This is a genomic window from Pseudomonas sp. G11 (genome assembly GCF_029457515.1).
GTDB lineage: Bacteria > Pseudomonadota > Gammaproteobacteria > Pseudomonadales > Pseudomonadaceae > Aquipseudomonas > Aquipseudomonas gorinensis.
This window is the reverse complement of the sequence record NZ_CP120377.1, coordinates 2,242,081-2,268,077: the sequence shown is the minus strand read 5'-3', so window position 1 is coordinate 2,268,077 and position 25,997 is coordinate 2,242,081. Positions and strand designations below refer to the sequence as shown.

Here is a 25,997-nt window from a genome sequence, read left to right as displayed (position 1 = left end):
TGGGGGCTAAGACCAGGATTTCAAGGGCGGGCCACTTCCTCAATCTTGAAATGCGCACGCGCAGTGGCAATCGGTTCCGCTGGGGTGCTTTGCCAGGCGGTGATCGCCACATTGGCCACGCGACGGCCCTGGCGCCATACCTGGCATTTGGCATAGGTGTCGCGAAACTGCCCGGCACGCAGGTAATCCAGGGAGAAATCGATAATCTTCGGCAGCCCCGGCGCACCGGTAAACACCAGCAGGTGCAACGCCGCCGACAGTTCCATAAAGCCGGCAATCACGCCACCGTGCAGTGCCGGCAATATGGGGTTACCAATGTTGTCCTGGTTGGCCGGCATGCGGAACAACAATTCATCGCCCAGGCGGGTGCACTCGATGCCGATCAGCCTGGCGTAGGGGATCAGGTCGAGCAGCACCGCGTAGTTACCGCGCTGATGGGCTTGTTCGAGTCGGGTTTTGAACCGGTGCGTCATGCTTTCTCTCCCTGGACAGTGCTGCCCAATCCCTGCGTGCCCTTGAGGCGTTTACCCATGCGCATGAACGTGCCCACCACATGGGCAATGGGCTGCTGGGGGTCGTCCTGATAGGCGAAGCCACGGGTAAAGATCACATCGCTGGTCACCCGGTAGCACTGGGCGAAGCCGTACACCGGCTTGTGCGGTTCGGCCGGATGCATGTAGTCCACACGCAGATCCAGGGTCGGACACACCTCGAATTCCGGCAAGACACACAGGGTGGCCATGCCGCAGGCAGTGTCCATCAACGAGGTCAAGGCGCCGCCATGGATCACCCCGCTCAGGGGGTCTCCGACTATGTGCGGCCCGTAGGGCAGGACCAGCGTCATACCCTCTCCATCTGCGTGATGAACGGTAATACCCAGGACCTGACAATGGCGCAACGCCGATACAAAGCGTGTGGCACGCGCTAACAGTGGATTTTCGGTCATTCGTTCCAGACTCTTATTAGTGTTGATCCGCGGAGTGGGCGCCACGGGCGAAAGTTCCTTGGCGCGCGAGGTTTATATATCTACGCAATAAAAGGAACTAATGCTGGCCCCCCACGTTCGAAAGGCCAGTAGATATCTTCAATAAGGAGAAACACCCCATGCGCAAGACTTTAGCTATTTCCATGATGTTGGCCGCTGCCCTCGGTCTCGCTGCCTGCGATAAAAAATCCGAAGACAAAGCCCAAGATGCCGCCGCGCATTCTGAGCAAGCTCAGAAAGATATGGCCAAAGCTCAGGATAAAGTGAACGACGCTGCGAAAGAAAACGCCGATGCTGCCAAAGCTCAGGCTGAATCGAACGCAGCCGCTGCGAAAGAAGCTGCACCCGCTACCCCAGCCACCGGTTCTTGAGACCGCGGCTTGAATTAGCTTCGCTGCAAAAAGAAAGCCCGCTTAAATAGCGGGCTTTACTTTGTCTGCTGTTCTTTACTCTCCGTATTAATACGCTGATCCAGCCTAAGCCACTTCTTTGAGCGCTTCAGGAGGTGGCGTATCCGTCTGGGTATACACCATCACTTGCAGTACGTCGGAATGAAACTCTCGGCGATACAGCACCAGCACCACCCCGCCGCTCATCAACATGAATAACCACGGGCTGACAAACCACGCCAGCATGGTCATGCCGAAGTAATAAGAACGCAGGCCGAAGTTGAACTGATTGGCTGCCATCGAGATAACCCGTGCCGCTCGCAAGGCAAATGCCTTTCGCTCCTGCTCGGACACATGCCGCTCGCCGATCATCGGCGCCGAACCTACCAGCACCGCTGCAAAGTTGTACTGGCGCATGCACCAACTGAAGGTGAAGAAGGCATAGACGAAGACCAGCGCCAGGCAGAGCAGCTTGATCTCCGACATGCCCTGGGAGGCCTGCTGCACCATGGGGATGTCCGCCAGCAATGACACCGCCCGCTCGGAAGCACCCAGCACCGTGAGAATGCCGGCGAGGATGATCAAGGTGCTGGAGGCGAAAAATGAGGCATTACGCTCCAGATTGCCGATCACGCTGGCGTCGGCGATCCGGTTGTCACGCAGCAGCATGCGGCGCATCCAGTCCTCGCGATACAAATGCAGCACGCTGGCCAGGCACGCGGTGTCTCGGGCTTTCCAGGTGGCATAACGGGTGTAGCCACCCCAACACAGGATGAACCAGAGGGCAGCAAGCAGGTGGATCTGATTGGCTTCGACGAACGACATGCGGGTCCTATTACAGGGTGAATGATGGCGGAATGCGGTTCAAAGGTGGGATGGACTTGCCCCCTCCCACACTGATCCAGTTCCAACTTTAGAAGGTGTAGTTTCATAAAGCATAAAAAATGCCCCGTATCGATTGATACGGGGCATTTCTGTATTGCATGAAACCCGCGTGTTACGCGATGGCTTCGCTGCGCTTACCCAGCATGCGATCAATGACGACCGCCACACCCAGCGTCATCACCGACGGCACCAGCCAGGCCAGGCCTTGCTCGCTCAGCGGCAGGTTCGCCAGCTGCGAAGGCATCCAGCCCGCCAGGCCGGCGCCCTTGAGCGCGTCGATGCAGCCAAAGATAAACGACACCAGCATCACCGGCCCGACGATACGGCCCTGCTCCTGCCAGAAGTCTTTGCAGAAGCTCAAGGCCACCAGCACGATGCACGGCGGGTAGATCGCGGTGAGTACCGGGATCGAGAACGCAATCAGCTTGGTCAACCCCAGGTTCGACACGAACAGCGAGAACAGCGCCAGGATCACTACCAGGGTCTTGTAGGACAGGGGCAGGATTTTGCTGAAGTACTCGGCGCAAGCGCACGTCAGGCCGACGGCGGTGACCAGGCACGCGAGCGAAATCAACACCGCCAGGAAACCACTGCCCAGGGAGCCGAAGGTGTGTTGCACATAGGCGTGCAATACAGCCGCACCATTGGCTGCGCCAGCAGCGACTTCATGGCTGCCCGCCCCGAGGCGGAACAAACTGATGTACACCAGCGCCAAACCTACGCCCGCAATCAACCCGGCAATGATCGCGTAGCGGGTGATCAACTTGGGCGATTCAACACCACGGGAACGGATCGCATTGACGATCACAATGCCAAACACCAGTGCCCCCAGGGTATCCATGGTCAGGTAACCATTGATAAAGCCTTGAGAGAACGGTGCAGCAACGTATTCCGGGGTGGCGACACCCACCTCACCGGCCGGCAGGGCAAACGCGGCAATGCCGAGGATGGCCAGCGCGATGATCTTCAGCGGCGCCAGGAAGCGACCCACGGTGTCCAGGAGCCGGCCTGGGTACAGGGAGACAAAGAACACCACCAGGAAATACACCGAGCTGTAGAGGAACAACGCCAGCGGGCTCTCGCCGGTCAGCGGCGCCAGGCCCACTTCAAAAGACACGGTCGCGGTACGCGGGGTGGCGAACAGCGGCCCTACCGCCAGGTACGCCGCCGCCGCGAGCAGGCCGCCGGCGATCTTGCCGATCGGGCTGCTCAATGCGTCCATGCCGCCACCGACCTTGGCCAGGGCAATCACGGTGACCACCGGCAAGCCGACCGCAGTGATCAGGAAGCCCAACGCCGCCATCCAGACATGAGGCCCGGACTGCAAACCAACGATAGGCGGGAAAATGATGTTGCCAGCGCCCACGAACAGGGCAAAAGTCATGAAGCCCAACGCCAGGATATCCTGGCTTTTCAACACTTTCATTTGAGGAAATACCACACTACTGAATCGGAATTTAGAGAGGGATTCCCTATGGATGAGGGAAATACGGCCGGCCCTTATGGGGACCGACGGGTCTAGCGCGCGGCTTCCTTTTGGGATGTCGGCGCATAAAGAGGCGGCTAGGGTACAGAATTAGCCTGACGAACGCACTGTTGCGGGGCGGACTGTCCGATAAGCGACACTTTCATGTCGCGTTTTCATACCTAATTTGGCAATACAGGCAAATGAACAAACTCAGAACGCACAAAGGCCACCCGAAGGTGGCCTTTGCCTGGTAAAGCGTCAGTTAAGCGCGAGGCTTACTTGACAGCCCAACCGGTCAGCTCGGCCAGGGCCTTGCCGATGTCTGCCAGCGAACGCACGGTTTTAACGCCTGCGTCTTGCAGTGCAGCGAATTTCTCGTCTGCAGTGCCTTTGCCGCCAGAGATGATTGCGCCAGCATGGCCCATGCGCTTGCCAGCAGGGGCAGTCACACCAGCGATGTAGGAAACAACCGGCTTGGTCACGTGTGCCTTGATGTAGGCAGCCGCTTCTTCTTCAGCCGAACCGCCGATCTCACCGATCATCACGATCGCTTCGGTCTTCGGGTCTTCCTGGAACAATTTCAGGATGTCGATGAAGTTCGAACCTGGAATCGGGTCACCGCCGATGCCGACGCAAGTCGACTGACCGAAACCGGCGTCAGTGGTCTGCTTCACAGCTTCGTAGGTCAGGGTGCCGGAACGGGAAACGATACCGACTTTACCTGGCAAGTGAATGTGACCTGGCATGATGCCGATCTTGCATTCGCCTGGAGTGATCACGCCTGGGCAGTTAGGGCCGATCAGGACTACGCCCAGCTCGTCGCACTTAACTTTAGCGTCCAGCATGTCCAGGGTAGGAATGCCTTCGGTGATGCACACGATCAGCTTGATGCCGCCGAATGCCGCTTCCAGGATCGAGTCCTTGCAGAAAGGAGCTGGAACGTAGATCACGCTGGCGGTGGCGCCAGTGGCAGCTACAGCGTCTTTCACGGTGTTGAACACGGGCAGGCCCAGGTGCTCGGTGCCGCCTTTGCCCGGCGTTACGCCGCCAACCATCTTGGTGCCGTATTCGATGGCTTGCTGGGTGTGGAAACTACCTTGCGAACCGGTAATACCCTGGCAGATAACTTTGGTGTCTTTATTGATCAGGACGCTCATTATTTGCCCTCCGCAGCTTTGACAACTTGTTGAGCAGCGTCGGTCAGGCTGGTAGCCGCGATGATGTTCAAACCGCTTTCTGCCAGTACTTTAGCGCCCAGTTCAGCGTTGTTGCCTTCAAGGCGAACAACAACCGGGATTTTAACGCCGACTTCTTTCACTGCACCGATGATGCCTTCGGCAATCATGTCGCAACGAACGATGCCGCCGAAGATGTTGACCAGTACTGCAGCGACGTTGGAGTCGGACAGGATGATCTTGAAGGCTTCGGTTACGCGTTCTTTGGTAGCACCACCGCCTACGTCGAGGAAGTTGGCTGGTTTGCCGCCATGCAGGTTGACGATGTCCATGGTACCCATGGCCAGGCCGGCACCGTTGACCATGCAACCGATGTTACCTTCCAGGGCTACGTAGTTCAGTTCGAACTTGGCAGCGTGCGCTTCGCGCGGATCGTCCTGCGACGGATCGTGGAAAGTCTTCAGCTTAGGCTGACGGTACATGGCGTTGGCGTCGATGTTGATCTTGGCGTCGAGGCAGTGCAGATCGCCGTCAGCCTTGATCACCAGCGGGTTCACTTCCAGCAGGGCCAGATCGTGATCCTGGAACAGTTTGGCCAGACCTACGAAGATCTTGGCGAACTGGGCAACTTGCTTGCCTTCCAGGCCCAGCTGGAAAGCCAGCTCGCGACCCTGGAATGGCTGAGCGCCAACCAGTGGATCGATCGTGGCTTTCAGAATTTTTTCTGGGGTTTCGTGAGCGATCTTCTCGATGTCCACGCCACCTTCGGTGGAAGCCATGAACACGATGCGACGGCTCGAACGGTCAACGACAGCGCCCAGGTACAGCTCTTTAGCGATATCAGTGCACGATTCAACCAGGATCTTGGTGACTGGCTGGCCATTGGCATCAGTCTGGTAAGTCACCAGACGCTTGCCCAGCCACTGCTGTGCGAAGGCCTTGGCGTCTTCTTTGCTGCGAACCAGCTTAACGCCGCCCGCTTTACCGCGACCACCAGCGTGGACCTGGGCTTTGACAACCCATTCAGTGCCGCCGATTTTGTCGCAAGCTTCTGCTGCTGCTTCCGGGGTGTCTACTGCGTAGCCCTTGGAAACTGGCAGGCCGTATTCAGCGAACAGCTGCTTACCCTGATACTCGTGAAGATTCATGCTTTTTACCGTCTTCGTTAGGTACTGCGCATTCGGCGCTGCGCTCATTATGAGTGCCGCGCCACCTGTGACTGCTGCTTACGCAACTTGCCGGACTTGGGCCCGGTCAAGCTGCGCAAGACTGCGTCCAGCGGATATTCCGCGGTGAGTCTTGCGCGCAAGGCTCACGACGGGCAACCGCCGTGGTTTCTTATTATCTCGTTCAGCGCTTCTTCTTGTTGGCGATGTGGATGGCATGGCCATTCACTGCCAGCGCGGCTTCGTGCAACGCTTCGGACAGGGTCGGATGGGAGAAGACCATCATGCCGATGTCCTCGGCACTGGTGCCGAATTCCATACCGATTGCGCCCTGCTGAACCAGCTCTGCTGCGCCTGGGCCAATCACGTGGACGCCCAATACGCGGTCAGTCTTGGCATCAGCGATGACTTTGACAAAACCACCGGTGTCGTTGGCTGCCATGGCACGGCCAGAAGCGGCAAACGGGAAGGTGCCGACGTTAACTTCAACGCCTTCAGCTTTCAACTGCTGTTCGTTCTTGCCGACCCATGCAATTTCCGGGTGGGTGTAGATAACCGATGGGATCAGGTCGTAGTTCATCTGGGTTTTATGGCCCTTGATGCGCTCGACAACCATGATGCCTTCTTCGGAAGCCTTGTGCGCGAGCATCATGCCGCGAACCACGTCGCCAATGGCGTAGACGCCAGGAACGGTGGTAGCGCAGTGATCGTCAACGTGGATGAAGCCACGCTCGTCGATGTTCACGCCGCTGTCGGAAGCCAGCAGGTCGGTGGTCACTGGACGACGACCCACGGCGACGATCAGCTTGTCGAACGTGATGGTCTGTTCGCCATCCTTGTCGGTGTAGGTCACAACGACTTCTTCGCCGTTAACCTTCGAGCCGGTCACGCGAGCGCCCAGCTTGATGTCCAGACCTTGCTTGGTCAGGGTTTTCAGCGCTTCCTTGGACACCGCGGTATCGGCGGCCAGCAGGAACGTGTCCAGGGCTTCGAGCACGGTGACCTGGGAACCCAGGCGGGACCAGACGGAACCCAGCTCCAGGCCGATCACGCCAGCGCCGATCACGCCCAGGCGCTTAGGCACGGCTTGGAATTCCAGGGCGCCAGTCGAATCAACGATGACTTTCTGGTCAACAGGTGCCGGTGGAATGTCGATTGGACGCGAACCTGGCGCCAGGATCACGTTCTCGGCTTCGATGATTTCTACCGAACCATCTGGCTTGGTGATTTCAACTTTCTTGCCGGCCAGCAGTTTGCCGTGGCCTTGCAGGGAAGTGACGCCGTTGGCCTTGAACAGGGTCGCAACGCCAGAGGTCAGGCCTTTGACGATGTTGGCTTTACGGCCGACCATCGCGGGTACGTCCATGGTCACGCCAGCGTGGTTGATGCCGTGGATGGCAAAACCGCTTTGCGCTTCGTGGAATTTCCAGGAGCTGTCCAGCAGCGCCTTGGAAGGAATGCAACCAACGTTCAGGCAGGTACCGCCCAATGCCAGTTTGCCTTCCTTGTCGGTGTATTTTTCGATGCAAGCAGTCGAGAGGCCCAATTGTGCGGCCTTGATGGCGGCAACATAGCCGCCAGGGCCTGCACCAATCACTACAACGTCAAATTTCTGCGACATGAAAATAGTTCCTCTATTTAGCAGCAAGCTTTCAAGCCGCAAGCCCCAAGCCCGGCTGCCTTCTCCGGCAGCCTGTCACTCGAGGCCTGCAGCTGCTTCTATCAGATATCCAGCAGCAGACGAGCCGGGTCTTCCAGCAGGTTCTTGATGGTCACCAGGAAAGTCACGGCTTCTTTACCATCGATCAGGCGGTGATCGTACGACAGCGCCAGGTACATCATTGGGCGGATCACGACTTGGCCGTTGATGGCCATCGGACGCTGGATGATGTTGTGCATGCCCAGGATTGCGGCTTGTGGCGGGTTGACGATCGGTGTCGACATCATCGAACCGAAGGTACCACCGTTGGTGATGGTGAAGGTACCACCGGTCATCTCGTCGATGGTCAGCTTGCCGTCACGGGCCTTCTTGCCGAAGCCGGCGATGCCGCCTTCGATTTCAGCCAGGCTCATCAGCTCGGCGTTACGCAGAACCGGAACCACCAGGCCACGGTCGCTGGACACGGCAACGCCGATGTCTGCATAGCCGTGGTAGACGATGTCGCTGCCGTCGATGGAAGCGTTGACTGCCGGGAAGCGCTTCAGCGCTTCGGTGGCCGCTTTCACAAAGAACGACATGAAGCCCAGGCGCACGCCGTTGTGGGACTTCTCGAACAGATCCTTGTACTTCGAACGCAGGGCCATGACTTCGGTCATGTCGACTTCGTTGAACGTGGTCAGCATCGCCATGTTCGACTGGGCTTCAACCAGGCGCTTGGCCACGGTGGCACGCACGCGGGTCATCGGTACGCGCTTCTCGGTGCGGTCGCCGGCAGCGAACACAGGCGCAGCGGCAGCTGGGGCAGCAGCCTTGGCAGGCGCGGCAGCCGGAGCGTTTTTCTTGGCTTCAACCGCAGCAACCACGTCTTCCTTGGTCACACGGCCGTCTTTGCCAGTGCCTTTGATGGAAGCCAGGTTGATGCCGTTTTCTTCCGCCAGCTGGCGCGCAGCCGGGGCAGCGATTGGGTCTTCACCACCAGCAGCCGGTGCGGCAGCTGGAGCCGAAGCAGCGACAGCCGGTGCAGCGGCGGCTGGAGCGGCGGCGGCACTGCCCTCTTCGATCGAGCCCAGGACCTGGTTGGACAGGACGGTGTCGCCCTCGTTGGCAACGATTGCGCCCAGGACGCCGTCGGCTTCGGCCAACACTTCCAGTACGACTTTGTCAGTCTCGATGTCGACGATCAGGTCGTCACGCTTGACGGCCTCGCCCGGTTTCTTGTGCCAGGTGGCAACGGTGCCATCGGCAACCGATTCCGGGAATGACGGGGCTTTGATTTCGATAGCCATTATCTGTGGGTCCTTAAAATTCGGTTTCAGTCAGCGCGAAGGCGTTAAACAGTGAAAGCATCTTGCAGCAGTTTTTCCTGCTGCTCGGCGTGCATCGACGCATAACCACAAGCAGGTGCAGCAGAAGCATCACGACCGGCATACTCCAGGCCCAGGGCCTTGTTGTGGTTACCGATGCTGCGACGCAGGTGATGCTGGCTGCTGTACCACGCGCCCTGGTTCATCGGTTCTTCCTGACACCACACGACATTCGTGAGGTTGGTGTAAGGCGCGATGATCTCCATCAGGTCATCTTCCGGGAACGGGTAAAGCTGCTCGATACGCACGATGGCGATGTCTTCGCGGCCTTCGGCACGGCGTTTTTCCAGCAGATCGTAGTAGACCTTGCCGCTGCACAGGATCAGGCGAGTGACCTTGGCGGCGTCCAGCGTATCGATTTCTGGAATCACGGTCTGGAACGAACCATCCGCCAGATCTTCCAGGGTCGAGATGGCCAATTTGTGACGCAGCAGCGATTTCGGGGTCAGCACTACCAGCGGCTTGCGCAACGGGCGGATCACCTGGCGACGCAGCAAGTGGTAGATCTGCGCCGGGGTGGTCGGCACGCACACCTGGATGTTGTGCTCGGCGCACAGCTGCAGGTAACGCTCCAGACGGGCCGAGGAGTGCTCCGGGCCCTGACCTTCATAACCGTGTGGCAGCAGCATGGTCAGACCGCACAGACGGCCCCACTTGTGCTCACCGCTGGTGATGAACTGGTCGATCACCACTTGTGCGCCGTTGGCGAAGTCGCCGAACTGGGCTTCCCAGATCACCAGCGCGTTAGGCGTAGTGGTCGAGTAACCGTATTCGAACGCCAGTACGGCTTCTTCGGACAGGAACGAATCGTACAGGTCGAAACGTGGCTGGCCTTCGTACAGGTTCTGCAACGGGATGTAGGTGCCCGCGTCTTTCTGGTTGTGCAATACCGCGTGACGGTGCGAGAACGTACCACGGCCGATGTCCTGGCCGGTCATGCGGATCGGGTGACCTTCGAACGCCAGGGTCGCGTACGCCATGGTTTCGGCATAACCCCAGTTGATCGGCAGGCCGCCGGCTTGCATCTTCTGACGGTCTTCGTAGATCTTCGCAACCTGGCGCTGTACCACGAAGCCATCCGGGATTTCCAGCAGCTTGGCGGACAGTTCCTGCAGGGTCTTCAGATCGAACGAGGTGTCGTGACGCGCCGTCCAGGTGTGACCCAGGTACGGACGCCAATCAACGAACAGCTCTTTGTTCGGCTCTTTGACCAGGCTTTTTACTACATGCAGACCATTGTCCAGCGCGTTGCGGTATTCATCGATCTTCGCCTGAACACGCGCATCATCAACGATACCGGCCTTGATCAGGCTTTCGGCATACAGCTCACGGGTGGTGCGCTGCTTGGTGATCTGCTGGTACATCAACGGCTGGGTGCCGCTTGGTTCATCGGCTTCGTTGTGACCGCGACGGCGGTAGCAAACCAGGTCGATCACCACGTCACGCTTGAACTGCATGCGGTAGTCGACAGCCAGTTGGGTCACGAACAGCACGGCTTCCGGATCATCACCATTCACATGGAGGATCGGCGCCTGGATCATCTTGGCAACGTCGGTGGCGTACTCGGTGGAACGCGCGTCCAACGGGTTGCTGATGGTGAAGCCCACCTGGTTGTTGATGACGATGTGAACGGTGCCGCCGGTCTTGAAGCCGCGAGTCTGCGACATCTGGAAGGTTTCCAGGACCACGCCTTGACCGGCGAATGCCGCGTCACCGTGGATGGAAATCGGCAGGACCTTTTCACCGGTGGAATCGTTACGACGATCCTGGCGAGCACGGACCGAACCCTCGACCACTGGAGAAACGATTTCCAGGTGGGATGGGTTGAAGGCCATGGCCAGGTGAACTTCACCGCCGGTGGTCATCACGTTGGACGAGAAGCCCTGGTGGTATTTAACGTCACCGGAACCCAGCTCGACCTTCTTCTTGCCTTCGAACTCGTCGAACAGCTCGCGCGGGTTCTTGCCAAAGGTGTTGACCAGCACGTTCAAGCGGCCACGGTGGGCCATGCCGATCACGATTTCCTTGGTGCCGTAGGAACCGGAACGCTGGATCAGCTCATCGAGCATCGGAATCAGGCTCTCGCCGCCTTCCAGGCCGAAACGCTTGGTGCCCGGGTATTTGGTGCCCAGGTATTTTTCGAGACCTTCGGCTGCGGTCACACGCTCAAGCAGGTGGCTGCGCACATCGGCGGACAACACCGGACGGCCACGCACGCCTTCGAGGCGGTGCTGGAACCAGTGGCGCTGTTCGGAATCGGTGATGTGCGTAAACTCAGCGCCGATGGTGCGGCAATATGTCTGCTGCAACGCTTCGTGAATTTCGCGTAGGCTCGCTTCCTCTTTGCCGATGAACAGGTCGCCGGCACGGAAGGTCGTATCAAGATCGGCATTGGTCAAGCCGTAATGATTGATCGACAGGTCTGCAGGTGCAGGACGCTTCCAGAGCCCCAGCGGGTCGAGCTGGGCCGCCTGGTGGCCACGCATACGGTAGGCCTGGATCAGTCGCAGTACTTCAACTTGCTTCTTCTCGTGCTCACTGCTCACGCTTGCGGCGGAAACCGGCTGGGCGCGGCGCTGGTTCTTTGCCAGCAGCACGAACTGATCGCGAATTGTTGCGTGCGATACATCGGTGGCAGCGTTGCCGTCTGAAGACAACGTCTGAAATTTGGTGCGCCATTCTTCTGGCACAGCGTTAGGGTCGTGCAGGTAGAGCTCATAAAGCTCTTCCACATAGGCAGCGTTACCACCTGAAAGATAGCCGCTGTTCCACATGCGCTGCATCACGCTTTCTTGCATGCTTGGTCACCCTCGATTTGGGGACACCACCGGCGAAAACACCGAGTTTGCTTGCAAAAGGCCAAGTGCAGCGACCAAAACAAGCCACTTAGGATCACGCTGATAGTTCGGGTACCAACCCGAATGCCCCTGCTTGTCTCATTTCTTCAAAATAAGAGCCGCGGCTTTGTAAGTCGCTGCTCAAGTTAAAACTACGGCGCCGGTTGAAGCCTGCGCCGCAGCATTTACGGGCACAACGGTCCTGCTTTGCTACAACGTCAGTTACACGCCGCTTTGCAGCAACATGTTACGGATGTGACCAATGGCTTTAGTCGGGTTCAAGCCTTTGGGACATACGTTGACGCAGTTCATGATCCCGCGGCAGCGGAATACGCTGAACGGGTCATCCAGTGAAGCCAGACGCTCGGCAGTCTTGGTGTCACGGCTGTCTGCCAGGAAGCGGTACGCTTGCAGCAGAGCGGCTGGGCCCAGGAACTTGTCCGGGTTCCACCAGAAGGATGGGCACGACGTCGAGCAGCAAGCGCACAGGATGCACTCGTACAGGCCATCGAGCTTTTCACGCTCTTCCGGGGACTGCAGACGTTCGATGGCCGGAGCCGGCGTGTCGTTCTGCAGGAATGGCTTAACTTTCTCGTATTGCTTGTAGAAGATGCTCATATCGACGACCAGGTCACGGATAACCGGCAAACCTGGCAGTGGACGAACGATCAGCTTGTTGCCTTTAACAACGGCGGACAGCGGCGTGATGCACGCCAGGCCGTTCTTGCCGTTGATGTTCATGCCGTCGGACCCGCACACACCTTCACGGCAAGAGCGACGATAGGAGAAACCTTCGTCCTGCTCTTTGATCAGGGCCAATACATCCAGCACCATCAGGTCTTTACCACCGGTATCGACCTGGAACTCCTGCATGAACGGCGCAGCGTCCTGATCAGGGTTGTAGCGATAAACACTGACTTTCAACATGGCAGCCACCCTTAGTAAGTCCGAATCTTCGGTTCAAACGTCGGAACCGTCTTCGGCGAGAAGTTCACGGCACGCTTGGCAACGCGCTTTTCACCCGGGAAGTACAGGGTGTGGCACAGCCAGTTCTCGTCATCGCGATCTTCATAGTCTTCACGAGCGTGAGCACCACGGGATTCCTTACGAACCTCAGCGGCAATCGCAGTCGCTTCGGCCACTTCCAGCAGGTTTTGCAGCTCAAGGGCTTCGATACGAGCGGTGTTGAACGCCTGGCTCTTATCGTTGATCTTGACGTTGGCGATACGCTTGCGCAGGTCAGCCAGCTGGGCAATACCCTTCTGCATGTATTCGCCAGTACGGAATACACCGAAGTAGTTCTGCATGCAGCTTTGCAGCTCGCGACGCAGGGTAGCCACGTCCTCGCCATCAGTACGCTCGTTCAGAGCGGTCAGACGTGCCAGGGCCGCTTCGATGTTGGCGTCGGTAGCGTCATCGTATTCGATGCCGTCGGTCAGCGCCTTTTCCAGGTGCAGGCCAGCAGCACGACCGAATACCACCAGGTCGAGCAGCGAGTTGCCGCCCAGGCGGTTGGCGCCGTGAACCGATACGCAAGCCACTTCGCCCACGGCGAACAGACCATGGATGATCTCGTCCACACCGTCTGCGTTCTGGGTGATCGCCTGGCCATGAATGTTGGTCGGAACACCGCCCATCATATAGTGGCAAGTCGGAACAACCGGAACCGGGGCAACGACCGGATCAACGTGCGCGAAGGTCTTGGACAGCTCGCAAATACCTGGCAGGCGGCTGTGCAGCACTTCTTCGCCAAGGTGATCGAGCTTGAGCAGCACGTGATCGCCATTCGGGCCACAGCCGTTACCGGCAATGATTTCCTTGACCATCGAACGGGCTACAACGTCACGACCGGCAAGGTCTTTCGCGTTCGGAGCATAGCGCTCCATGAAACGCTCGCCGTTCTTGTTGATCAGGTAGCCACCTTCACCACGGCAACCTTCGGTAACCAGTACACCAGCGCCGGCAATACCGGTCGGGTGGAACTGCCACATTTCGATGTCCTGTACCGGCACGCCAGCACGCAGTGCCATGCCGACGCCGTCACCGGTGTTGATCAGGGCATTGGTAGTCGAAGCGTAGATACGGCCTGCACCACCGGTCGCCAGAACAGTCGCCTTGGCGCGGATATAGGTGGTTTCACCGGTTTCGATGCAGATGGCGATCACGCCGACGAATGCGCCGTCCTGGTTTTTCACCAGGTCAACCGCGTAGTACTCGTTCAGGAACGTGGTGCCGGCTTTCAGGTTGCCCTGATAAAGGGTGTGCAGCAACGCGTGACCGGTACGGTCGGAGGCGGCGCATGTACGGGCAGCCTGGCCGCCTTTACCGTAATCCTTCGACTGGCCGCCGAATGGACGCTGGTAGATACGGCCCTGCTCGGTACGGGAGAACGGCAGGCCCATGTGGTCCAGCTCGAACACCGCGGCCGGGCCTTCCTGACACATGTATTCGATAGCGTCCTGGTCACCGATGTAGTCGGAACCCTTGACGGTATCGTACATGTGCCAGCGCCAGTCATCGTTCGGGTCGGCAGACGCGATGGCGCAGGTGATGCCACCCTGGGCCGATACGGTATGGGAACGCGTCGGGAACACCTTGGTGATCACGGCAGTCTTGTGACCGCCCTGAGCCAGCTGCAGCGCTGCGCGCATGCCAGCACCGCCACCACCAATAATGATGGCGTCGAAGGAAATAGTTGGAATGTTAGCCATGGATCAGATACCCCAAAGAATCTGCACACCCCAGACGAAGTAAGCGAACATCGCGACGCCGCATACTGCCTGGAAGAGAAACCGTACTGCGGTCGCGGGCTTGCCCAGCGCCATCGGCGTCAGGTAGTCGGTCGCGATGGTCCACATGCCGACCCAGGCGTGAGCGCCCAGGGCTACAAGGGCCAGCAGACTGAAGATTCGCATCGCATTGTGGGAAAACAACCCGTGCCATTGCTCATAGCCAATGCCCGGGTTTGCGACGAGGTATCCGATCAGGAAAATGAAATAAGCCGCGAGAACGACCGCAGACACACGCTGTGCCATCCAGTCATAGAGGCCCGAACGCGACAGATTCGTTACGCTGGTTACCATATCCAAACTCCTGCCAGAACGATCAGCACCACGGAAATGGCGATGACGATTTTCGAGCCGCGGCGGCCGCCTTCCAGCGTCTCACCGATGCCCATATCCATAATCAAGTGGCGCACGCCGGCTACCAGGTGATAAAGCAGAGCGGACAGGAGGCCCCATGCTACGAACTTGGCCAGCGGGCTGGTCAAGCATGCCTTCACCTCGGCATAACCTTCCTCGGAACCCAGGGATTTGCTCAATGCATAAAGCATGATGCCCAGGCCCAGGAACAGGATGATGCCGGAAACACGGTGCAGGAACGACGTAACGCCGGTGATGGGGAGTTTGATGGTCCTTAGGTCAAGGTTTACAGGTCGTTGGCTATTCTTCACGGCTTTTTTTTCACACTGAAGAGCCCCTAACAATCAGGGCAAAGTTGTAGGGGAGTGCACTGGTCAGGTAAGCACCACCCAGGGAGTGCGACCCCCAATGAAAGCAAGCCCAAAAGCCCTTGGCGGTCGGTGGCCGAGTATAGACAGTTAGGTTACTAATGACAACGCGCGCACCTCACCCTAATAGCGGATTGCGCTGGCGGGATAAAAGGCGTAAATGGCAGTCAATTTCGAGGAAAAAGTACGGTTAAAGCCTTCTGGAGCAAGACTTTAGGCAAATTGACATCTGAATTTATCTCACTATAGTGGTGCGGGCCCTGCGTGGGGGGTCTGTCTGATGATTTGAAGCATAAATAGGAGGCCACATGGCTGACAAAAAAGCGCAGTTGATCATCGAGGGCGCAGCCCCCGTCGAGCTGCCCATTTTAACCGGCACCGTTGGTCCCGATGTTATCGACGTACGGGGCCTGACGGCCACGGGCCGTTTCACTTTCGACCCAGGCTTCATGTCGACCGCCTCTTGCGAGTCGAAGATCACCTATATCGATGGCGATAATGGCATTTTGCTGCACCGGGGCTACCCGATCGAGCAACTGGCTGAAAAATCGGACTACCTGGAAACCTGCTACCTGCTGCTAAATGGCGAACTGCCAACAGCCGAGCAAAAAGCCCAGTTCGTCAGCACCGTCAAGAACCACACCATGGTTCACGAGCAGTTGAAGACCTTCTTCAACGGCTTCCGCCGCGACGCCCACCCGATGGCCGTCATGTGCGGTGTGGTTGGCGCCCTGTCTGCCTTCTATCACGACTCCCTCGACATCAATAACCCGCAGCATCGCGAAATTTCCGCGATCCGCCTGGTTGCCAAGATGCCGACCCTGGCCGCAATGGTTTACAAGTACTCCATGGGACAACCCATGATGTACCCGCGCAACGACCTGACGTACGCGGAAAACTTCCTGCACATGATGTTCAACACCCCGTGCGAGATCAAACCGATCAGCCCGGTACTCGCCAAGGCAATGGACCGGATCTTCATCCTCCACGCCGACCACGAGCAGAACGCCTCCACCTCTACCGTGCGCCTGGCAGGCTCTTCGGGTGCCAACCCGTTCGCCTGTATTGCCGCCGGTATCGCCGCACTGTGGGGCCCTGCCCACGGCGGTGCAAACGAAGCCGTACTGACCATGCTCGATGAAATCGGCGATGTCTCGAACATCGACAAGTTCATCGCCAAGGCCAAGGACAAGAACGATCCGTTCAAGTTGATGGGCTTCGGTCACCGGGTCTACAAGAACCGCGACCCACGCGCCACCGTCATGAAGCAGACCTGCGACGAAGTGCTGAAGGAACTGGGCATCAACAACGATCCGCAACTCGAACTGGCCATGCGCCTGGAAGAGATCGCCCTGACCGACCCGTACTTCATCGAACGCTCGCTGTACCCGAACGTCGACTTCTACTCGGGGATCATCCTCAAGGCGATCGGCATTCCAACCAGCATGTTCACCGTGATCTTCGCCCTGGCGCGGACCGTGGGCTGGATCTCCCACTGGAAAGAAATGCTCTCCAGCCCGTACAAGATTGGCCGCCCGCGCCAGCTGTACACCGGCTACGAGTCGCGTGACATCACCAAGCTGGAAGATCGCAAGTAAGCATCGCTTAGTTGCACCGAAAACGGCCTCCCTCAGTGGAGGCCGTTTTTGTTTGTGCCGCCTGGTCTACCGCCATCGGGGGCAAGCCCCCCTCCCACATTGAACTGCATTCCAAATGATGTACTCGGTTAACGGTGAGAGGGGACTTGCCCCCGATGACATTGGTACAGACAACCCGGAACCCCAGACAAAAAAATGCCCCGGCCTTTCGACCGGGGCATTTCCTTATCCAGCTACTACCTTAGTGAGAAACCGCCCCACTCGCCCCCAGGCCAGTCTGCGAACGCACAAACTGCGGGAAGTACAGCGCACGTTCCTTGACTGCCGCCGCCGACTTGTCGGTGATGGAGAAGAACCAGATACCGATGAACGCAATGATCATCGAGAACAACGCCGGATATTCGTACGGGAAGATCGCTTTCTCATGGTGCAGGATCGAGACCCAAATGGTTGGCCCCAGGATCATCAGGCCCACCGCGCTGACCAGGCCTAACCAGCCGCCGATCATCGCGCCACGGGTGGTGAGATTCTTCCAGTACATGGAAAGCAGCAACACCGGGAAGTTACAGCTGGCGGCGATGGAGAACGCCAGGCCGACCATGAACGCAATGTTCTGGCTTTCGAACAGGATACCCAGGCCGATAGCCAGCACCGCCAGGGCGATGGTGGTGATCTTCGAGACGCGGATCTCGTCCTTCTCGTTGACCCTGCCTTTCCTGATCACACTGGCGTACAGGTCATGGGACACCGCCGAGGCACCCGCGAGGGTCAAGCCGGCTACCACTGCCAGGATGGTGGCAAACGCCACGGCCGAGATGAAGCCCAGGAAGATACTGCCGCCCACCGCATTGGCCAGGTGCACCGCCGCCATGTTGTTACCGCCCAGCAAGGCACCTGCCGCATCCTTGAACGCCGGGTTGGTACTGACCAGCAGGATCGCGCCGAAGCCGATGATGAAGGTCAGGATGTAGAAGTAGCCGATAAAGCCAGTGGCATACAGCACGCTCTTACGCGCTTCCTTGGCATCGCTCACCGTGAAGAAGCGCATCAGGATGTGCGGCAGGCCGGCAGTACCGAACATCAGCGCCAGGCCCAGGGACAATGCCGAGATCGGGTCTTTCACCAAACCGCCGGGGCTCATGATCGCCTCACCTTTAGGGTGAACCTTGATCGCCTCGGAAAACAGCATGTTGAAGTCGAAGTTAACGTGCTTCATCACCATCAGCGCCATGAACGAGGCACCGGACAACAGCAGCACGGCCTTGATGATCTGCACCCAGGTGGTTGCCAGCATGCCGCCGAACAGCACGTACATGCACATCAGGATACCCACCAGGATTACCGCCACATGGTAATCCAGGCCGAACAGCAGCTGGATCAGCTTGCCCGCGCCAACCATCTGCGCAATCAGGTAGAACGCAACCACCACCAGCGAGCCACACGCCGACAGGCTGCGGATCTGGGTTTGCCCGAGGCGGTAGGACGCCACGTCGGCAAACGTGTATTTGCCCAGGTTACGCAGGCGCTCGGCGATCAGGAACAAAATGATCGGCCAGCCCACCAGGAAGCCGATCGAGTAGATCAGGCCATCGTAGCCGGAGGTGTAGACCAGTGCGGAAATCCCCAGGAAGGACGCGGCCGACATATAGTCGCCGGCAATCGCCAGGCCGTTCTGGAAACCGGTGATCTTGCCGCCGGCCGCGTAGTAGTCGGCCGCCGACTTGTTGCGCTTGGACGCCCAATAGGTAATGCACAATGTCGCGCCGACAAAGGCCACGAACATCAGGATCGCTGGAATATTCAGCGGTTGTTTGTGCACTTCACCGGTCAATGCATCCGCCGCCCAGACAGCGGGCGCGAAGACCGAAGCGCCGAATACAGCCAATAGACGACGGATCATTGCGCAGCCTCCTTGAGAATCGCATTGTTCAGGTCGTCGAATTCGCCGTTGGCGCGTCGTACGTAGATGCCGGTGAGGACAAAGGCCGAGACAATCAGCCCGACACCGATGGGGATTCCCCAGGTGATGGATGAACCGGGGCTGAGTTTGGCGCCCAGTATTTGCGGCCCGTAGGCGATCAACAGGATGAATCCGGAGTAAAGCCCTAGCATGATCGCCGAGAGAATCCAGGCGAACCTTTCCCTTTTTCTCACCAGCTCCTTGAAGCGCGGGCTGTTTTGAATCGAGAGGTAAATGCTGTCGTTCATTGTTTTTATCCTCGCAGCACAGCTTTTTTATTATTGGAACGTATCCACTGTATGCGGCTGCCGTAGAGGTTCCAGACGACCTTAGTCTTAGATCGAGTGTAGCGAGGGATCGGGAGAATGCAGGAGGATTTGCAGGGGATGAAATTAATGTGGGAGGGGGCTTGCCCCCGATGACAGTGTGTCAGCCAGCACATCGATAGCTGACAGATTGCCATCGGGGGCAAGCCCCCTCCCACAAGGGTATATCAGGGTCTGTTACTTACCGATCCACTCGGCTACACGCTCAGGGTGCTTTGCAACCCAATCCTTGGCCGCTGCATCAGGCTTGGCGCCCTCTTGAATGGCCAGCATGACTTCGCCGATTTCGTCCTTGGAGGCCCATTGGAATTTCTTCAGGAAGGCCGCGACTTCCGGCGCTTTCTTCTCCAGGCCCTTGCTGCCGATGCTGTTGACGGTTTCAGCAGCACCATAAATCCCTTTTGGATCGTCCAGGAAACGCAGTTTCCACTTGGCGAACATCCAGTGTGGCACCCAACCGGTGACCGCGATGGATTCCTGCTTGTCTTCGGCACGGGTCAGTTCGGCGATCATTGCGGCGCCGGAGCTGGCTTGCAGCTTGTAGTCCAGACCATAAGCCTTGATGGCTTCGTCGGTCTTGAGCATCACGCCTGAACCGGCGTCAATCCCAACGATCTTGTTCTTGAAGGTGGTATCGGTCTTGAGGTCTTCGATGGACTTGGCCTTGACGTACTCCGGCACGATCAGGCCGATCTTCGCATCCTTGAAGTTGGGGCCGTAGTCGACCACCTTGTCCTTGTTCTTGGCCCAGTACTCACCGTGCGTCACGGGCAGCCAGGCGGAGAGCATGGCGTCGAGCTTGCCGGTGGCCACACCCTGCCACATGATCCCGGTGGCGACCGCTTGCAGTTTCACGTCATAACCGAGCTTTTCCTTGATCACCTCTGCCGCCACATGGGTGGTGGCAACGCTGTCGGACCAGCCGTCCACGTAGCCGATGCTCAGGGTCTTGCTGTCGGCGCTGGCCAGTGTGGAGCCCATCGCAACTACCAGAGTGGCAGCTGCGCCCAAGAGTCGTCGCATCTTCATAGTACTTCCCCGAAAGTGCTGCGCCCGACGGATGCCGAGCGACGTCAACCTGTTGTTATGTGGTGCACCGCGCCCCCTTCACGCGCATCGATTCGGCTGTTGCGACATCAGTGGAGTGCTGACACTTCGATCATCAACCTGCGCCAATCTTCGACCTGCTCTGTCCGCGACCTCAGGTAAGCAAGAAACGACATCACATCGCCAGCAAGTCATTTTGTAGGACATAGCGCCACAATCCCGCCCGAACTTTGCATGTCAAAATTATGCTGCTGCACTGGGACGGGCTAAATCCGGGTAAGATGCGCGCCTTTGCTCCCCCAGATAAGCCGACCATGCCCGCCAATGCCCGCTTCCCTGCCCTGCCCTATTGCTTCGCCCTGATCCTTGCCGTGCTTGCCCTTGTCGGCTACTGGTATGGCCTCGGCCGGCCGGTGGTCCTGCCGGACGTCGCCAGCGCCAGCCACAAACTGCAATGTGCGTCCTACACGCCATTCGACAAGGACCAATCGCCGTTCGACCAGCCGTTCACGCTGCGCCCCGAGCGCATGGACGCCGACCTGGCCCTGCTCGCCACCCGCTTCGAATGCATCCGCACCTATTCCATGACCGGCCTGGAAGCCTTGCCGGACCTGGCGCGCAAGCATGGGTTGAAGTTGATGATCGGCGCCTGGGTCAACAGCAACCCCGTCGACACCGAGAAAGAAGTCGACGCCCTGATCGCCTCGGCCAATGCCAACGCCGACGTGGTGACCTCGGTGATCGTCGGCAACGAAACCCTGCTGCGCAAGGAAGTCACCGCCGCGCAGTTGGTGAAGCTGATCCATAAAGTCAAAAGCCAGATCAAGCAGCCGGTCACCTACGCCGATGTCTGGGAGTTCTGGCTGCAACACCCGGAAATCGCCCCGGCGGTGGATTTCCTGACCATTCACCTGCTGCCGTACTGGGAAGATGACCCGTCGGGCATCGACCAGGCGCTCAAGCATGTAGGGGATGTGCGCCAGACCTTCGGCAATAAGTTCGCCCCCAAGGACGTGATGATCGGCGAGACCGGCTGGCCGAGCGAAGGCCGCCAGCGCGAAACCGCCGTGCCGAGCCGAGTCAATGAAGCCAAGTTCATGCGTGGTTTTGTCGCCATGGCTGAGGCCAACGGCTGGCGCTACAACCTGATCGAAGCCTTCGACCAACCGTGGAAGCGCGCCAGCGAAGGTGCCGTAGGCGGCTACTGGGGCCTGTTCGATGCGGATCGCCAGGACAAGGGCATCCTTGCTGGCCCGGTGACCAATGTGCCGTACTGGCCACTATGGCTGGGCATGGGCGGGCTTATCCTGCTGGGTACCCTGGTGCTCGGTGGCCGCGTCCGCAGCACCCGCGCTGCCTGGTTGTTGCCGCTGCTGGGGGGCGTCGCGGCCTGCTCTATCGGCACCTGGGCCGAACTCACCCGCGTGACCGCACGCTTTAATGATGAGTGGGTATGGGCCGGCTTGCTGGTGGCGCTGAACCTGCTGGTGCTGGCCCATGCCGCCCTGGCCCTGAGCACTCGCCATGGTTGGCGCGCGCGTGCCTTCGACTGGCTGGAGCACCGCGCCGGTTGGCTGGTGGCGACGGCCGGGTTCGCGGGCGCGGTGATGATGCTGGCACTGGTGTTCGACCCACGTTATCGCAGCTTCCCAAGTGCCGCGCTGGTACTGCCCGCCTTGGTCTATCTGGTTCGCCCGGTGACCGGGCCGCGCCGGGAAATTGCCCTGCTGACCTTTATCATCGGTGCCGGCATTGCGCCGCAGCTGTACCGCGAAGGGCTGTTCAACCAGCAGGCATGGGGCTGGGCGCTGGTCAGCGTGTTGATGGTAGTGGCCTTGTGGCGGTGCTTGCGGATGCGCAAGGCTTAAGACCGCCATCGGCTGTCGCCCTCTCCTTACAAATGTGGGAGGGGGCTACGCTTCGGATCAGCCCTATCAGGCGCCCCGCGGCTGCCTGACCAACCGCAACCCGGCAATCACTACCGCAAACACCGCAAACGTGGTGTTGTACAACGCCAGGGCCGGGAACCCGAACACCAGGCCCAACACGGCCAAGCCCCACCCCGCACGACCCGGCACGAAAAACGCCAGCACCGAGGTCACCAACGCAGCCCAGCCCATCACTTTGAAGTGAATCATCAAGCCCAGGTTCGACCGCACCTGGCATTCCCAGCGGCTGGCCTCATCGGCACAGATGCCAACCCACTGGCCATCCTCCATGAAGCCGTAACGTGCGGCATAACTGGCAGCCAGCCATAACGGCAGGGCGATAAGCAGCAGGATCAACGGCAAGCGGCGGGACATGGAGCACTCCGAAAGGCAAAAACGGCGCTCAGCTTAATGCGCCAGCGGCCGTTAGCAAGATACATACACACAATTAGTGTTCACCAATACGTGGCAAAGTGTATCGTCTGCCGACTATTACCCCGATTCCGACGTTTTTTTCCGACTTTTCGTGCCGAAGGCTGGCACTTCGGTGGCAACGCGGTGGTCATAGCCTGCGAACTTCATTCAGCACGTTTCCTCTTAGGGATTAAGTCATGCTCCGTTCCTTGCGCTGTGCTGCCTTGCTGGGCAGCCTATTTTTGAGTGCGTCAGCACTGGCCGTCGACATTGACCAAGCCAGCTATGGCTTCCCTTTGACGAACCCGTTCGAAGCGACCATCGCCACCACTCCGCCTGACCTTCGGCCCAAACTGCCGACCGACGACGAGATCAACCAGTCCGACTACACCCTGAACATGCGCCCCGAGCGCGAATTCAGCCTGCCCGACAATTTCTGGGCGGTGAAGAAACTGACCTACCGCATCGCCAAGCAGGATCGCGCCGCGCCGCTGATCTTCCTGATCGCCGGCACCGGCGCGCGCTTTGACAGCAGCATCAACGAGTACCTGAAAAAGCTGTATTACCAGGCCGGCTACCACGTGGTGCAATTGTCTTCGCCGACCAGCTTCGACTTCATCGCCTCGGCTTCGCGCTTCGCCACCCCCGGCATCAGCCAGGAAGATGCCGAAGATATGTACCGCGTGATGCAGGCCGTGCGCGCACAGAACGCCTCGCTGCCGGTGACCGACTTCTACCTTACCGGCTACAGCCTTGGCGCCCTGGACGCGGCGTTTGTCAGCAAGCTCGACGAGACCCGTCGCAGCTTCAACTTCAAGAAAGTGCTGCTGCTTAACCCACCGGTCAACCTGTATACCTCGGTCACCAACCTCGACAAGCTGGTACAGACCGAGGTCAAGGGCATCAACAACACCACCACTTTCTATGAGCTGGTGCTGAATAAACTGACCCGCTACTTCCAGCAAAAGGGCTACATCGACCTCAACGATGCCCTGCTCTACGACTTCCAGAACTCCAAGCAGCACCTGACCAACGAACAGATGGCCATGCTGATCGGCACCTCGTTTCGCTTCTCGGCGGCCGACATCGCCTTCACCTCGGACCTGATCAACCGCCGCGGCCTGATCATCCCGCCGAAGTACCCGATCACCGAAGGCACCAGCCTCACGCCATTCCTCAAGCGTGCGCTGCAATGCGACTTCGACTGCTACCTCACTGAGCAGGTAATCCCGATGTGGCGCGCCCGCTCCGATGGCGGCAGTCTGTTGCAACTGGTTGACCAGGTCAGCCTGTACGCCCTCAAGGACTACCTGCACGACAGCCCGAAAATTGCCGTCATGCACAATGCCGACGACGTGATCCTGGGCCCCGGCGACCTCGGTTTCCTACGTAAAACCTTCGGCGATCGCTTGACCGTCTACCCACTGGGCGGCCACTGCGGCAACCTCAATTACCGCGTCAACGCCGACGCCATGCTGGAGTTCTTCCGTGGCTAAATATCTTCTTCTGCTCGCCGCTTTAATGTGCGCAGGCGTGGCCAATGCCGACAACAGCAAGGCCCACACACCGACCGTAGTAGATTCCGACGGTTTCAAGGAACCGCTGACCAAACTCAAGTTCAACCCGGGCCTGGACCAACGCGAGTTCGAGCGTTCGTCGCTCACCGCACTCAACGTGTATGACCCGCTGGAGTCGTGGAACCGCCGCGTTTACCACTTCAACTACCGCTTCGACCAATGGGTGTTCCTGCCGGTGGTCGACGGTTACCGCTACGTCACGCCAAGCTTCCTGCGGACCGGCGTGAGCAACTTCTTCAACAACCTGGGCGACGTCCCCAATCTGTTGAACAGCCTGTTGCAGCTCAAGGGCCATCGCTCCCTGGAAACCACCGGGCGCCTGTTGCTCAACACCACCATCGGCATCGCCGGCCTGTGGGACCCGGCTACCGCCATGGGCCTGCCGCGCCAGAGCGAAGACTTCGGCCAGACCCTGGGCTTCTACGGCGTACCCGGCGGCGCCTACCTGGTGCTGCCGATCTTCGGCCCGTCGAACCTGCGCGACACCACCGGCCTGATCGTCGACTACGGTGCCGAAACCGAGATCAACTTCCTGAACGTCTCCGAAGTCAGCTCCAACCACCCGGAAATCTGGGCCCTGCGTGCCGTGGACAAGCGCTACCAGACCAGCTTCCGCTACGGTCAGATGAACTCGCCGTTCGAGTACGAGAAGGTGCGCTACATCTATACCGAATCACGCAAGTTGCAGATTGCCGAGTAAATAACGCCGACAAAAAAGGCCATTCGATTGAATGGCCTTTTTTTGTGTCGGCGATTTATGCCTTGAGCGCTTTCCAGATCTTGCCCACCACGCTGACCAGCGCCAATACGAGCGCCCCAGCGATAACCCCCGCCACCGCATTCAGTAACGTCGGCATCAACCACGCCAATCCACCGGTGCTCTGGCTCACGCCCTCGATCCAGTGATGCACCACCGGCACGCCATGGGTCAGGATGCCGCCGCCGACCAGGAACATCGCCGCCGTCCCTATCACCGACAAGCTCTTCATCATGTACGGCGCCGCCCGCAGGATCCCGCCGCCGATACTGCGCGCCATCTGGCCGGGCTTCTGGGTGAGCCACAGGCCCAAGTCATCCAGCTTGACGATACCGGCCACCAGTCCGTAGACGCCGATGGTCATGACAATGGCAATGCCCGACAGCACGATCACCTGTTGCATCAAGGGCGCATCGGCCACGGTGCCGAGGGTAATAGCGATGATTTCCGCCGAGAGGATAAAGTCGGTGCGGATCGCCCCTTTGATCTTGTCCTTTTCAAAGGCCACCAGATCGGTTGCCGGGTCGGCCACGGCTTCGACCAATTGCGTGTGTTCGGCCTGGTCTTCAGCTTTGCTGTGCAGGAATTTATGCGCGAGTTTCTCAAAGCCTTCGAAACACAGGTAGGCGCCGCCGAGCATCAACAACGGCGTCACCGCCCAGGGCGCGAAGGCACTGATCAACAGCGCAGTGGGCACCAGGATCAACTTGTTGATAAACGAGCCCTTGGCCACCGCCCACACCACCGGAATTTCCCGTTCGGCGCGCACACCGGAAACTTGCTGGGCGTTGAGCGCCAAGTCATCGCCGAGCACGCCGGCGGTCTTCTTGGCGGCCATCTTGGTCATCAGGGCGACATCGTCGAGGACGGCGGCGATGTCGTCGATCAGTACCAGTAAGCTGCTTCCTGCCATGTTCCGCTCCTCGGAAAAGTTTTGCCGAGGATAGGAG

At 58.9% G+C, this 25,997-nt stretch carries 23 protein-coding genes; 5 read left to right on the top strand and 18 right to left on the bottom strand.

Annotated features, from left to right (window positions below; translation table 11 throughout):
- Positions 1 to 20: 20 nt before the first annotated feature.
- Both P2T68_RS10420 and P2T68_RS10415 read right to left on the bottom strand, forming a co-directional pair.
- The gene (locus tag P2T68_RS10420; RefSeq protein ID WP_024074309.1) at positions 21 to 473 is read right to left on the bottom strand and encodes a PaaI family thioesterase; all 453 of its coding nucleotides are present in this window, start codon (positions 471 to 473) and stop codon (positions 21 to 23) included.
- Positions 470 to 946: a PaaI family thioesterase gene (locus tag P2T68_RS10415; RefSeq protein ID WP_024074308.1), complete on the bottom strand. Its 477-nt coding sequence runs from the start codon at positions 944 to 946 to the stop codon at positions 470 to 472. The genes P2T68_RS10420 and P2T68_RS10415 overlap by 4 nt, the downstream gene beginning before the upstream one ends.
- A gap of 158 nt (positions 947 to 1,104) precedes the next feature.
- Here P2T68_RS10415 and P2T68_RS10410 point away from each other — a divergent pair, with 158 nt between their 5' ends.
- Complete coding sequence (locus P2T68_RS10410; RefSeq protein ID WP_012723095.1) at positions 1,105 to 1,356, top strand: hypothetical protein; 252 nt, start codon at positions 1,105 to 1,107, stop codon at positions 1,354 to 1,356.
- A gap of 105 nt (positions 1,357 to 1,461) precedes the next feature.
- Here P2T68_RS10410 and P2T68_RS10405 read toward each other — a convergent pair whose 3' ends face one another.
- The 11 genes from P2T68_RS10405 to sdhC all read right to left on the bottom strand — a co-directional run bounded on the left by P2T68_RS10405 (position 1,462) and on the right by sdhC (position 15,416).
- The gene (locus tag P2T68_RS10405; protein ID WP_024074307.1) at positions 1,462 to 2,199 is read right to left on the bottom strand and encodes a DUF599 family protein; all 738 of its coding nucleotides are present in this window, start codon (positions 2,197 to 2,199) and stop codon (positions 1,462 to 1,464) included.
- Positions 2,200 to 2,371: 172 nt separating this feature from the next.
- Complete coding sequence (brnQ, locus tag P2T68_RS10400; RefSeq protein WP_024074306.1) at positions 2,372 to 3,685, bottom strand: branched-chain amino acid transport system II carrier protein; 1,314 nt, start codon at positions 3,683 to 3,685, stop codon at positions 2,372 to 2,374.
- Between the two features lie 317 nt (positions 3,686 to 4,002).
- Positions 4,003 to 4,884, bottom strand: coding sequence for a succinate--CoA ligase subunit alpha (sucD, locus tag P2T68_RS10395; RefSeq protein WP_003172813.1), 882 nt, complete (start codon positions 4,882 to 4,884; stop codon positions 4,003 to 4,005).
- Positions 4,884 to 6,050, bottom strand: coding sequence for an ADP-forming succinate--CoA ligase subunit beta (sucC, locus tag P2T68_RS10390; RefSeq protein WP_003233235.1), 1,167 nt, complete (start codon positions 6,048 to 6,050; stop codon positions 4,884 to 4,886). Before sucC ends, sucD begins: the two co-directional genes overlap by 1 nt.
- Positions 6,051 to 6,252: 202 nt before the next feature.
- Positions 6,253 to 7,689: a dihydrolipoyl dehydrogenase gene (lpdA, locus tag P2T68_RS10385; RefSeq protein WP_024074305.1), complete on the bottom strand. Its 1,437-nt coding sequence runs from the start codon at positions 7,687 to 7,689 to the stop codon at positions 6,253 to 6,255.
- A 101-nt stretch (positions 7,690 to 7,790) separates the two neighbouring features.
- Positions 7,791 to 9,014, bottom strand: a complete 1,224-nt coding sequence (gene odhB, locus P2T68_RS10380; protein WP_024074304.1) for a 2-oxoglutarate dehydrogenase complex dihydrolipoyllysine-residue succinyltransferase — start codon at positions 9,012 to 9,014, stop codon at positions 7,791 to 7,793.
- A 44-nt stretch (positions 9,015 to 9,058) separates the two neighbouring features.
- Entirely contained in the window at positions 9,059 to 11,890 is a 2,832-nt protein-coding gene (locus P2T68_RS10375; protein ID WP_024074303.1) for a 2-oxoglutarate dehydrogenase E1 component, read from the bottom strand.
- Between the two features lie 261 nt (positions 11,891 to 12,151).
- Positions 12,152 to 12,856 carry a succinate dehydrogenase iron-sulfur subunit gene (locus tag P2T68_RS10370; protein ID WP_024074302.1) on the bottom strand — a complete coding sequence of 235 codons (705 nt, stop codon included), beginning with the start codon at positions 12,854 to 12,856 and terminating at the stop codon, positions 12,152 to 12,154.
- 11 nt (positions 12,857 to 12,867) lie between these two features.
- A complete protein-coding gene (gene sdhA / locus P2T68_RS10365; RefSeq protein WP_024074301.1) occupies positions 12,868 to 14,640 on the bottom strand; it encodes a succinate dehydrogenase flavoprotein subunit in 1,773 nt (590 codons plus the stop codon).
- Between the two features lie 3 nt (positions 14,641 to 14,643).
- Complete coding sequence (gene sdhD / locus P2T68_RS10360) at positions 14,644 to 15,012, bottom strand: succinate dehydrogenase, hydrophobic membrane anchor protein (protein WP_024074300.1); 369 nt, start codon at positions 15,010 to 15,012, stop codon at positions 14,644 to 14,646.
- On the bottom strand, positions 15,006 to 15,416 hold the full coding sequence (gene sdhC, locus P2T68_RS10355; RefSeq protein WP_172831341.1) for a succinate dehydrogenase, cytochrome b556 subunit: 411 nt from the start codon (positions 15,414 to 15,416) through the stop codon (positions 15,006 to 15,008). Before sdhC ends, sdhD begins: the two co-directional genes overlap by 7 nt.
- 332 nt (positions 15,417 to 15,748) lie before the next feature.
- Here sdhC and gltA point away from each other — a divergent pair, with 332 nt between their 5' ends.
- On the top strand, positions 15,749 to 17,038 hold the full coding sequence (gene gltA / locus P2T68_RS10350; RefSeq protein ID WP_003222994.1) for a citrate synthase: 1,290 nt from the start codon (positions 15,749 to 15,751) through the stop codon (positions 17,036 to 17,038).
- Between the two features lie 241 nt (positions 17,039 to 17,279).
- On the opposite strand, the gene P2T68_RS10345 is transcribed toward gltA, so the two are convergent.
- The 3 genes from P2T68_RS10345 to P2T68_RS10335 all read right to left on the bottom strand — a co-directional run bounded on the left by P2T68_RS10345 (position 17,280) and on the right by P2T68_RS10335 (position 20,353).
- Complete coding sequence (locus P2T68_RS10345) at positions 17,280 to 18,938, bottom strand: cation acetate symporter (RefSeq protein ID WP_024074298.1); 1,659 nt, start codon at positions 18,936 to 18,938, stop codon at positions 17,280 to 17,282.
- Positions 18,935 to 19,246, bottom strand: a complete 312-nt coding sequence (locus tag P2T68_RS10340; RefSeq protein WP_024074297.1) for a DUF485 domain-containing protein — start codon at positions 19,244 to 19,246, stop codon at positions 18,935 to 18,937. The genes P2T68_RS10345 and P2T68_RS10340 overlap by 4 nt, the downstream gene beginning before the upstream one ends.
- A gap of 255 nt (positions 19,247 to 19,501) precedes the next feature.
- Positions 19,502 to 20,353: a glycine betaine ABC transporter substrate-binding protein gene (locus tag P2T68_RS10335; RefSeq protein ID WP_024074296.1), complete on the bottom strand. Its 852-nt coding sequence runs from the start codon at positions 20,351 to 20,353 to the stop codon at positions 19,502 to 19,504.
- Between the two features lie 332 nt (positions 20,354 to 20,685).
- Between P2T68_RS10335 and P2T68_RS10330 the strand changes: the two genes are divergently transcribed.
- Positions 20,686 to 22,239, top strand: a complete 1,554-nt coding sequence (locus P2T68_RS10330; RefSeq protein WP_024074295.1) for a glycosyl hydrolase family 17 protein — start codon at positions 20,686 to 20,688, stop codon at positions 22,237 to 22,239.
- A 66-nt stretch (positions 22,240 to 22,305) separates the two neighbouring features.
- Here P2T68_RS10330 and P2T68_RS10325 read toward each other — a convergent pair whose 3' ends face one another.
- The gene (locus P2T68_RS10325; protein ID WP_024074294.1) at positions 22,306 to 22,674 is read right to left on the bottom strand and encodes a hypothetical protein; all 369 of its coding nucleotides are present in this window, start codon (positions 22,672 to 22,674) and stop codon (positions 22,306 to 22,308) included.
- Between the two features lie 236 nt (positions 22,675 to 22,910).
- Here P2T68_RS10325 and P2T68_RS10320 point away from each other — a divergent pair, with 236 nt between their 5' ends.
- A complete protein-coding gene (locus tag P2T68_RS10320) occupies positions 22,911 to 24,209 on the top strand; it encodes a serine protein kinase PrkA (RefSeq protein ID WP_024074293.1) in 1,299 nt (432 codons plus the stop codon).
- Positions 24,202 to 24,990, top strand: coding sequence for a VacJ family lipoprotein (locus tag P2T68_RS10315; protein ID WP_024074292.1), 789 nt, complete (start codon positions 24,202 to 24,204; stop codon positions 24,988 to 24,990). The genes P2T68_RS10320 and P2T68_RS10315 overlap by 8 nt, the downstream gene beginning before the upstream one ends.
- 55 nt (positions 24,991 to 25,045) lie before the next feature.
- On the opposite strand, the gene P2T68_RS10310 is transcribed toward P2T68_RS10315, so the two are convergent.
- Positions 25,046 to 25,960 carry a DUF808 domain-containing protein gene (locus P2T68_RS10310; protein ID WP_069075579.1) on the bottom strand — a complete coding sequence of 305 codons (915 nt, stop codon included), beginning with the start codon at positions 25,958 to 25,960 and terminating at the stop codon, positions 25,046 to 25,048.
- Positions 25,961 to 25,997 lie beyond the last annotated feature (37 nt).

Coding starts and splice junctions, on each gene's coding strand:
- P2T68_RS10420 (WP_024074309.1), bottom strand. CDS start 473: ATGACGCACCGGTTCAAAACCCGACTCGAACAAGCCCATCAGCGCGGT.
- P2T68_RS10415 (WP_024074308.1), bottom strand. CDS start 946: ATGACCGAAAATCCACTGTTAGCGCGTGCCACACGCTTTGTATCGGCG.
- P2T68_RS10410 (WP_012723095.1), top strand. CDS start 1,105: ATGCGCAAGACTTTAGCTATTTCCATGATGTTGGCCGCTGCCCTCGGT.
- P2T68_RS10405 (WP_024074307.1), bottom strand. CDS start 2,199: ATGTCGTTCGTCGAAGCCAATCAGATCCACCTGCTTGCTGCCCTCTGG.
- brnQ (WP_024074306.1), bottom strand. CDS start 3,685: ATGAAAGTGTTGAAAAGCCAGGATATCCTGGCGTTGGGCTTCATGACT.
- sucD (WP_003172813.1), bottom strand. CDS start 4,884: ATGAGCGTCCTGATCAATAAAGACACCAAAGTTATCTGCCAGGGTATT.
- sucC (WP_003233235.1), bottom strand. CDS start 6,050: ATGAATCTTCACGAGTATCAGGGTAAGCAGCTGTTCGCTGAATACGGC.
- lpdA (WP_024074305.1), bottom strand. CDS start 7,689: ATGTCGCAGAAATTTGACGTTGTAGTGATTGGTGCAGGCCCTGGCGGC.
- odhB (WP_024074304.1), bottom strand. CDS start 9,014: ATGGCTATCGAAATCAAAGCCCCGTCATTCCCGGAATCGGTTGCCGAT.
- P2T68_RS10375 (WP_024074303.1), bottom strand. CDS start 11,890: ATGCAAGAAAGCGTGATGCAGCGCATGTGGAACAGCGGCTATCTTTCA.
- P2T68_RS10370 (WP_024074302.1), bottom strand. CDS start 12,856: ATGTTGAAAGTCAGTGTTTATCGCTACAACCCTGATCAGGACGCTGCG.
- sdhA (WP_024074301.1), bottom strand. CDS start 14,640: ATGGCTAACATTCCAACTATTTCCTTCGACGCCATCATTATTGGTGGT.
- sdhD (WP_024074300.1), bottom strand. CDS start 15,012: ATGGTAACCAGCGTAACGAATCTGTCGCGTTCGGGCCTCTATGACTGG.
- gltA (WP_003222994.1), top strand. CDS start 15,749: ATGGCTGACAAAAAAGCGCAGTTGATCATCGAGGGCGCAGCCCCCGTC.
- P2T68_RS10345 (WP_024074298.1), bottom strand. CDS start 18,938: ATGATCCGTCGTCTATTGGCTGTATTCGGCGCTTCGGTCTTCGCGCCC.
- P2T68_RS10340 (WP_024074297.1), bottom strand. CDS start 19,246: ATGAACGACAGCATTTACCTCTCGATTCAAAACAGCCCGCGCTTCAAG.
- P2T68_RS10335 (WP_024074296.1), bottom strand. CDS start 20,353: ATGAAGATGCGACGACTCTTGGGCGCAGCTGCCACTCTGGTAGTTGCG.
- P2T68_RS10330 (WP_024074295.1), top strand. CDS start 20,686: ATGCCCGCCAATGCCCGCTTCCCTGCCCTGCCCTATTGCTTCGCCCTG.
- P2T68_RS10325 (WP_024074294.1), bottom strand. CDS start 22,674: ATGTCCCGCCGCTTGCCGTTGATCCTGCTGCTTATCGCCCTGCCGTTA.
- P2T68_RS10320 (WP_024074293.1), top strand. CDS start 22,911: ATGCTCCGTTCCTTGCGCTGTGCTGCCTTGCTGGGCAGCCTATTTTTG.
- P2T68_RS10310 (WP_069075579.1), bottom strand. CDS start 25,960: ATGGCAGGAAGCAGCTTACTGGTACTGATCGACGACATCGCCGCCGTC.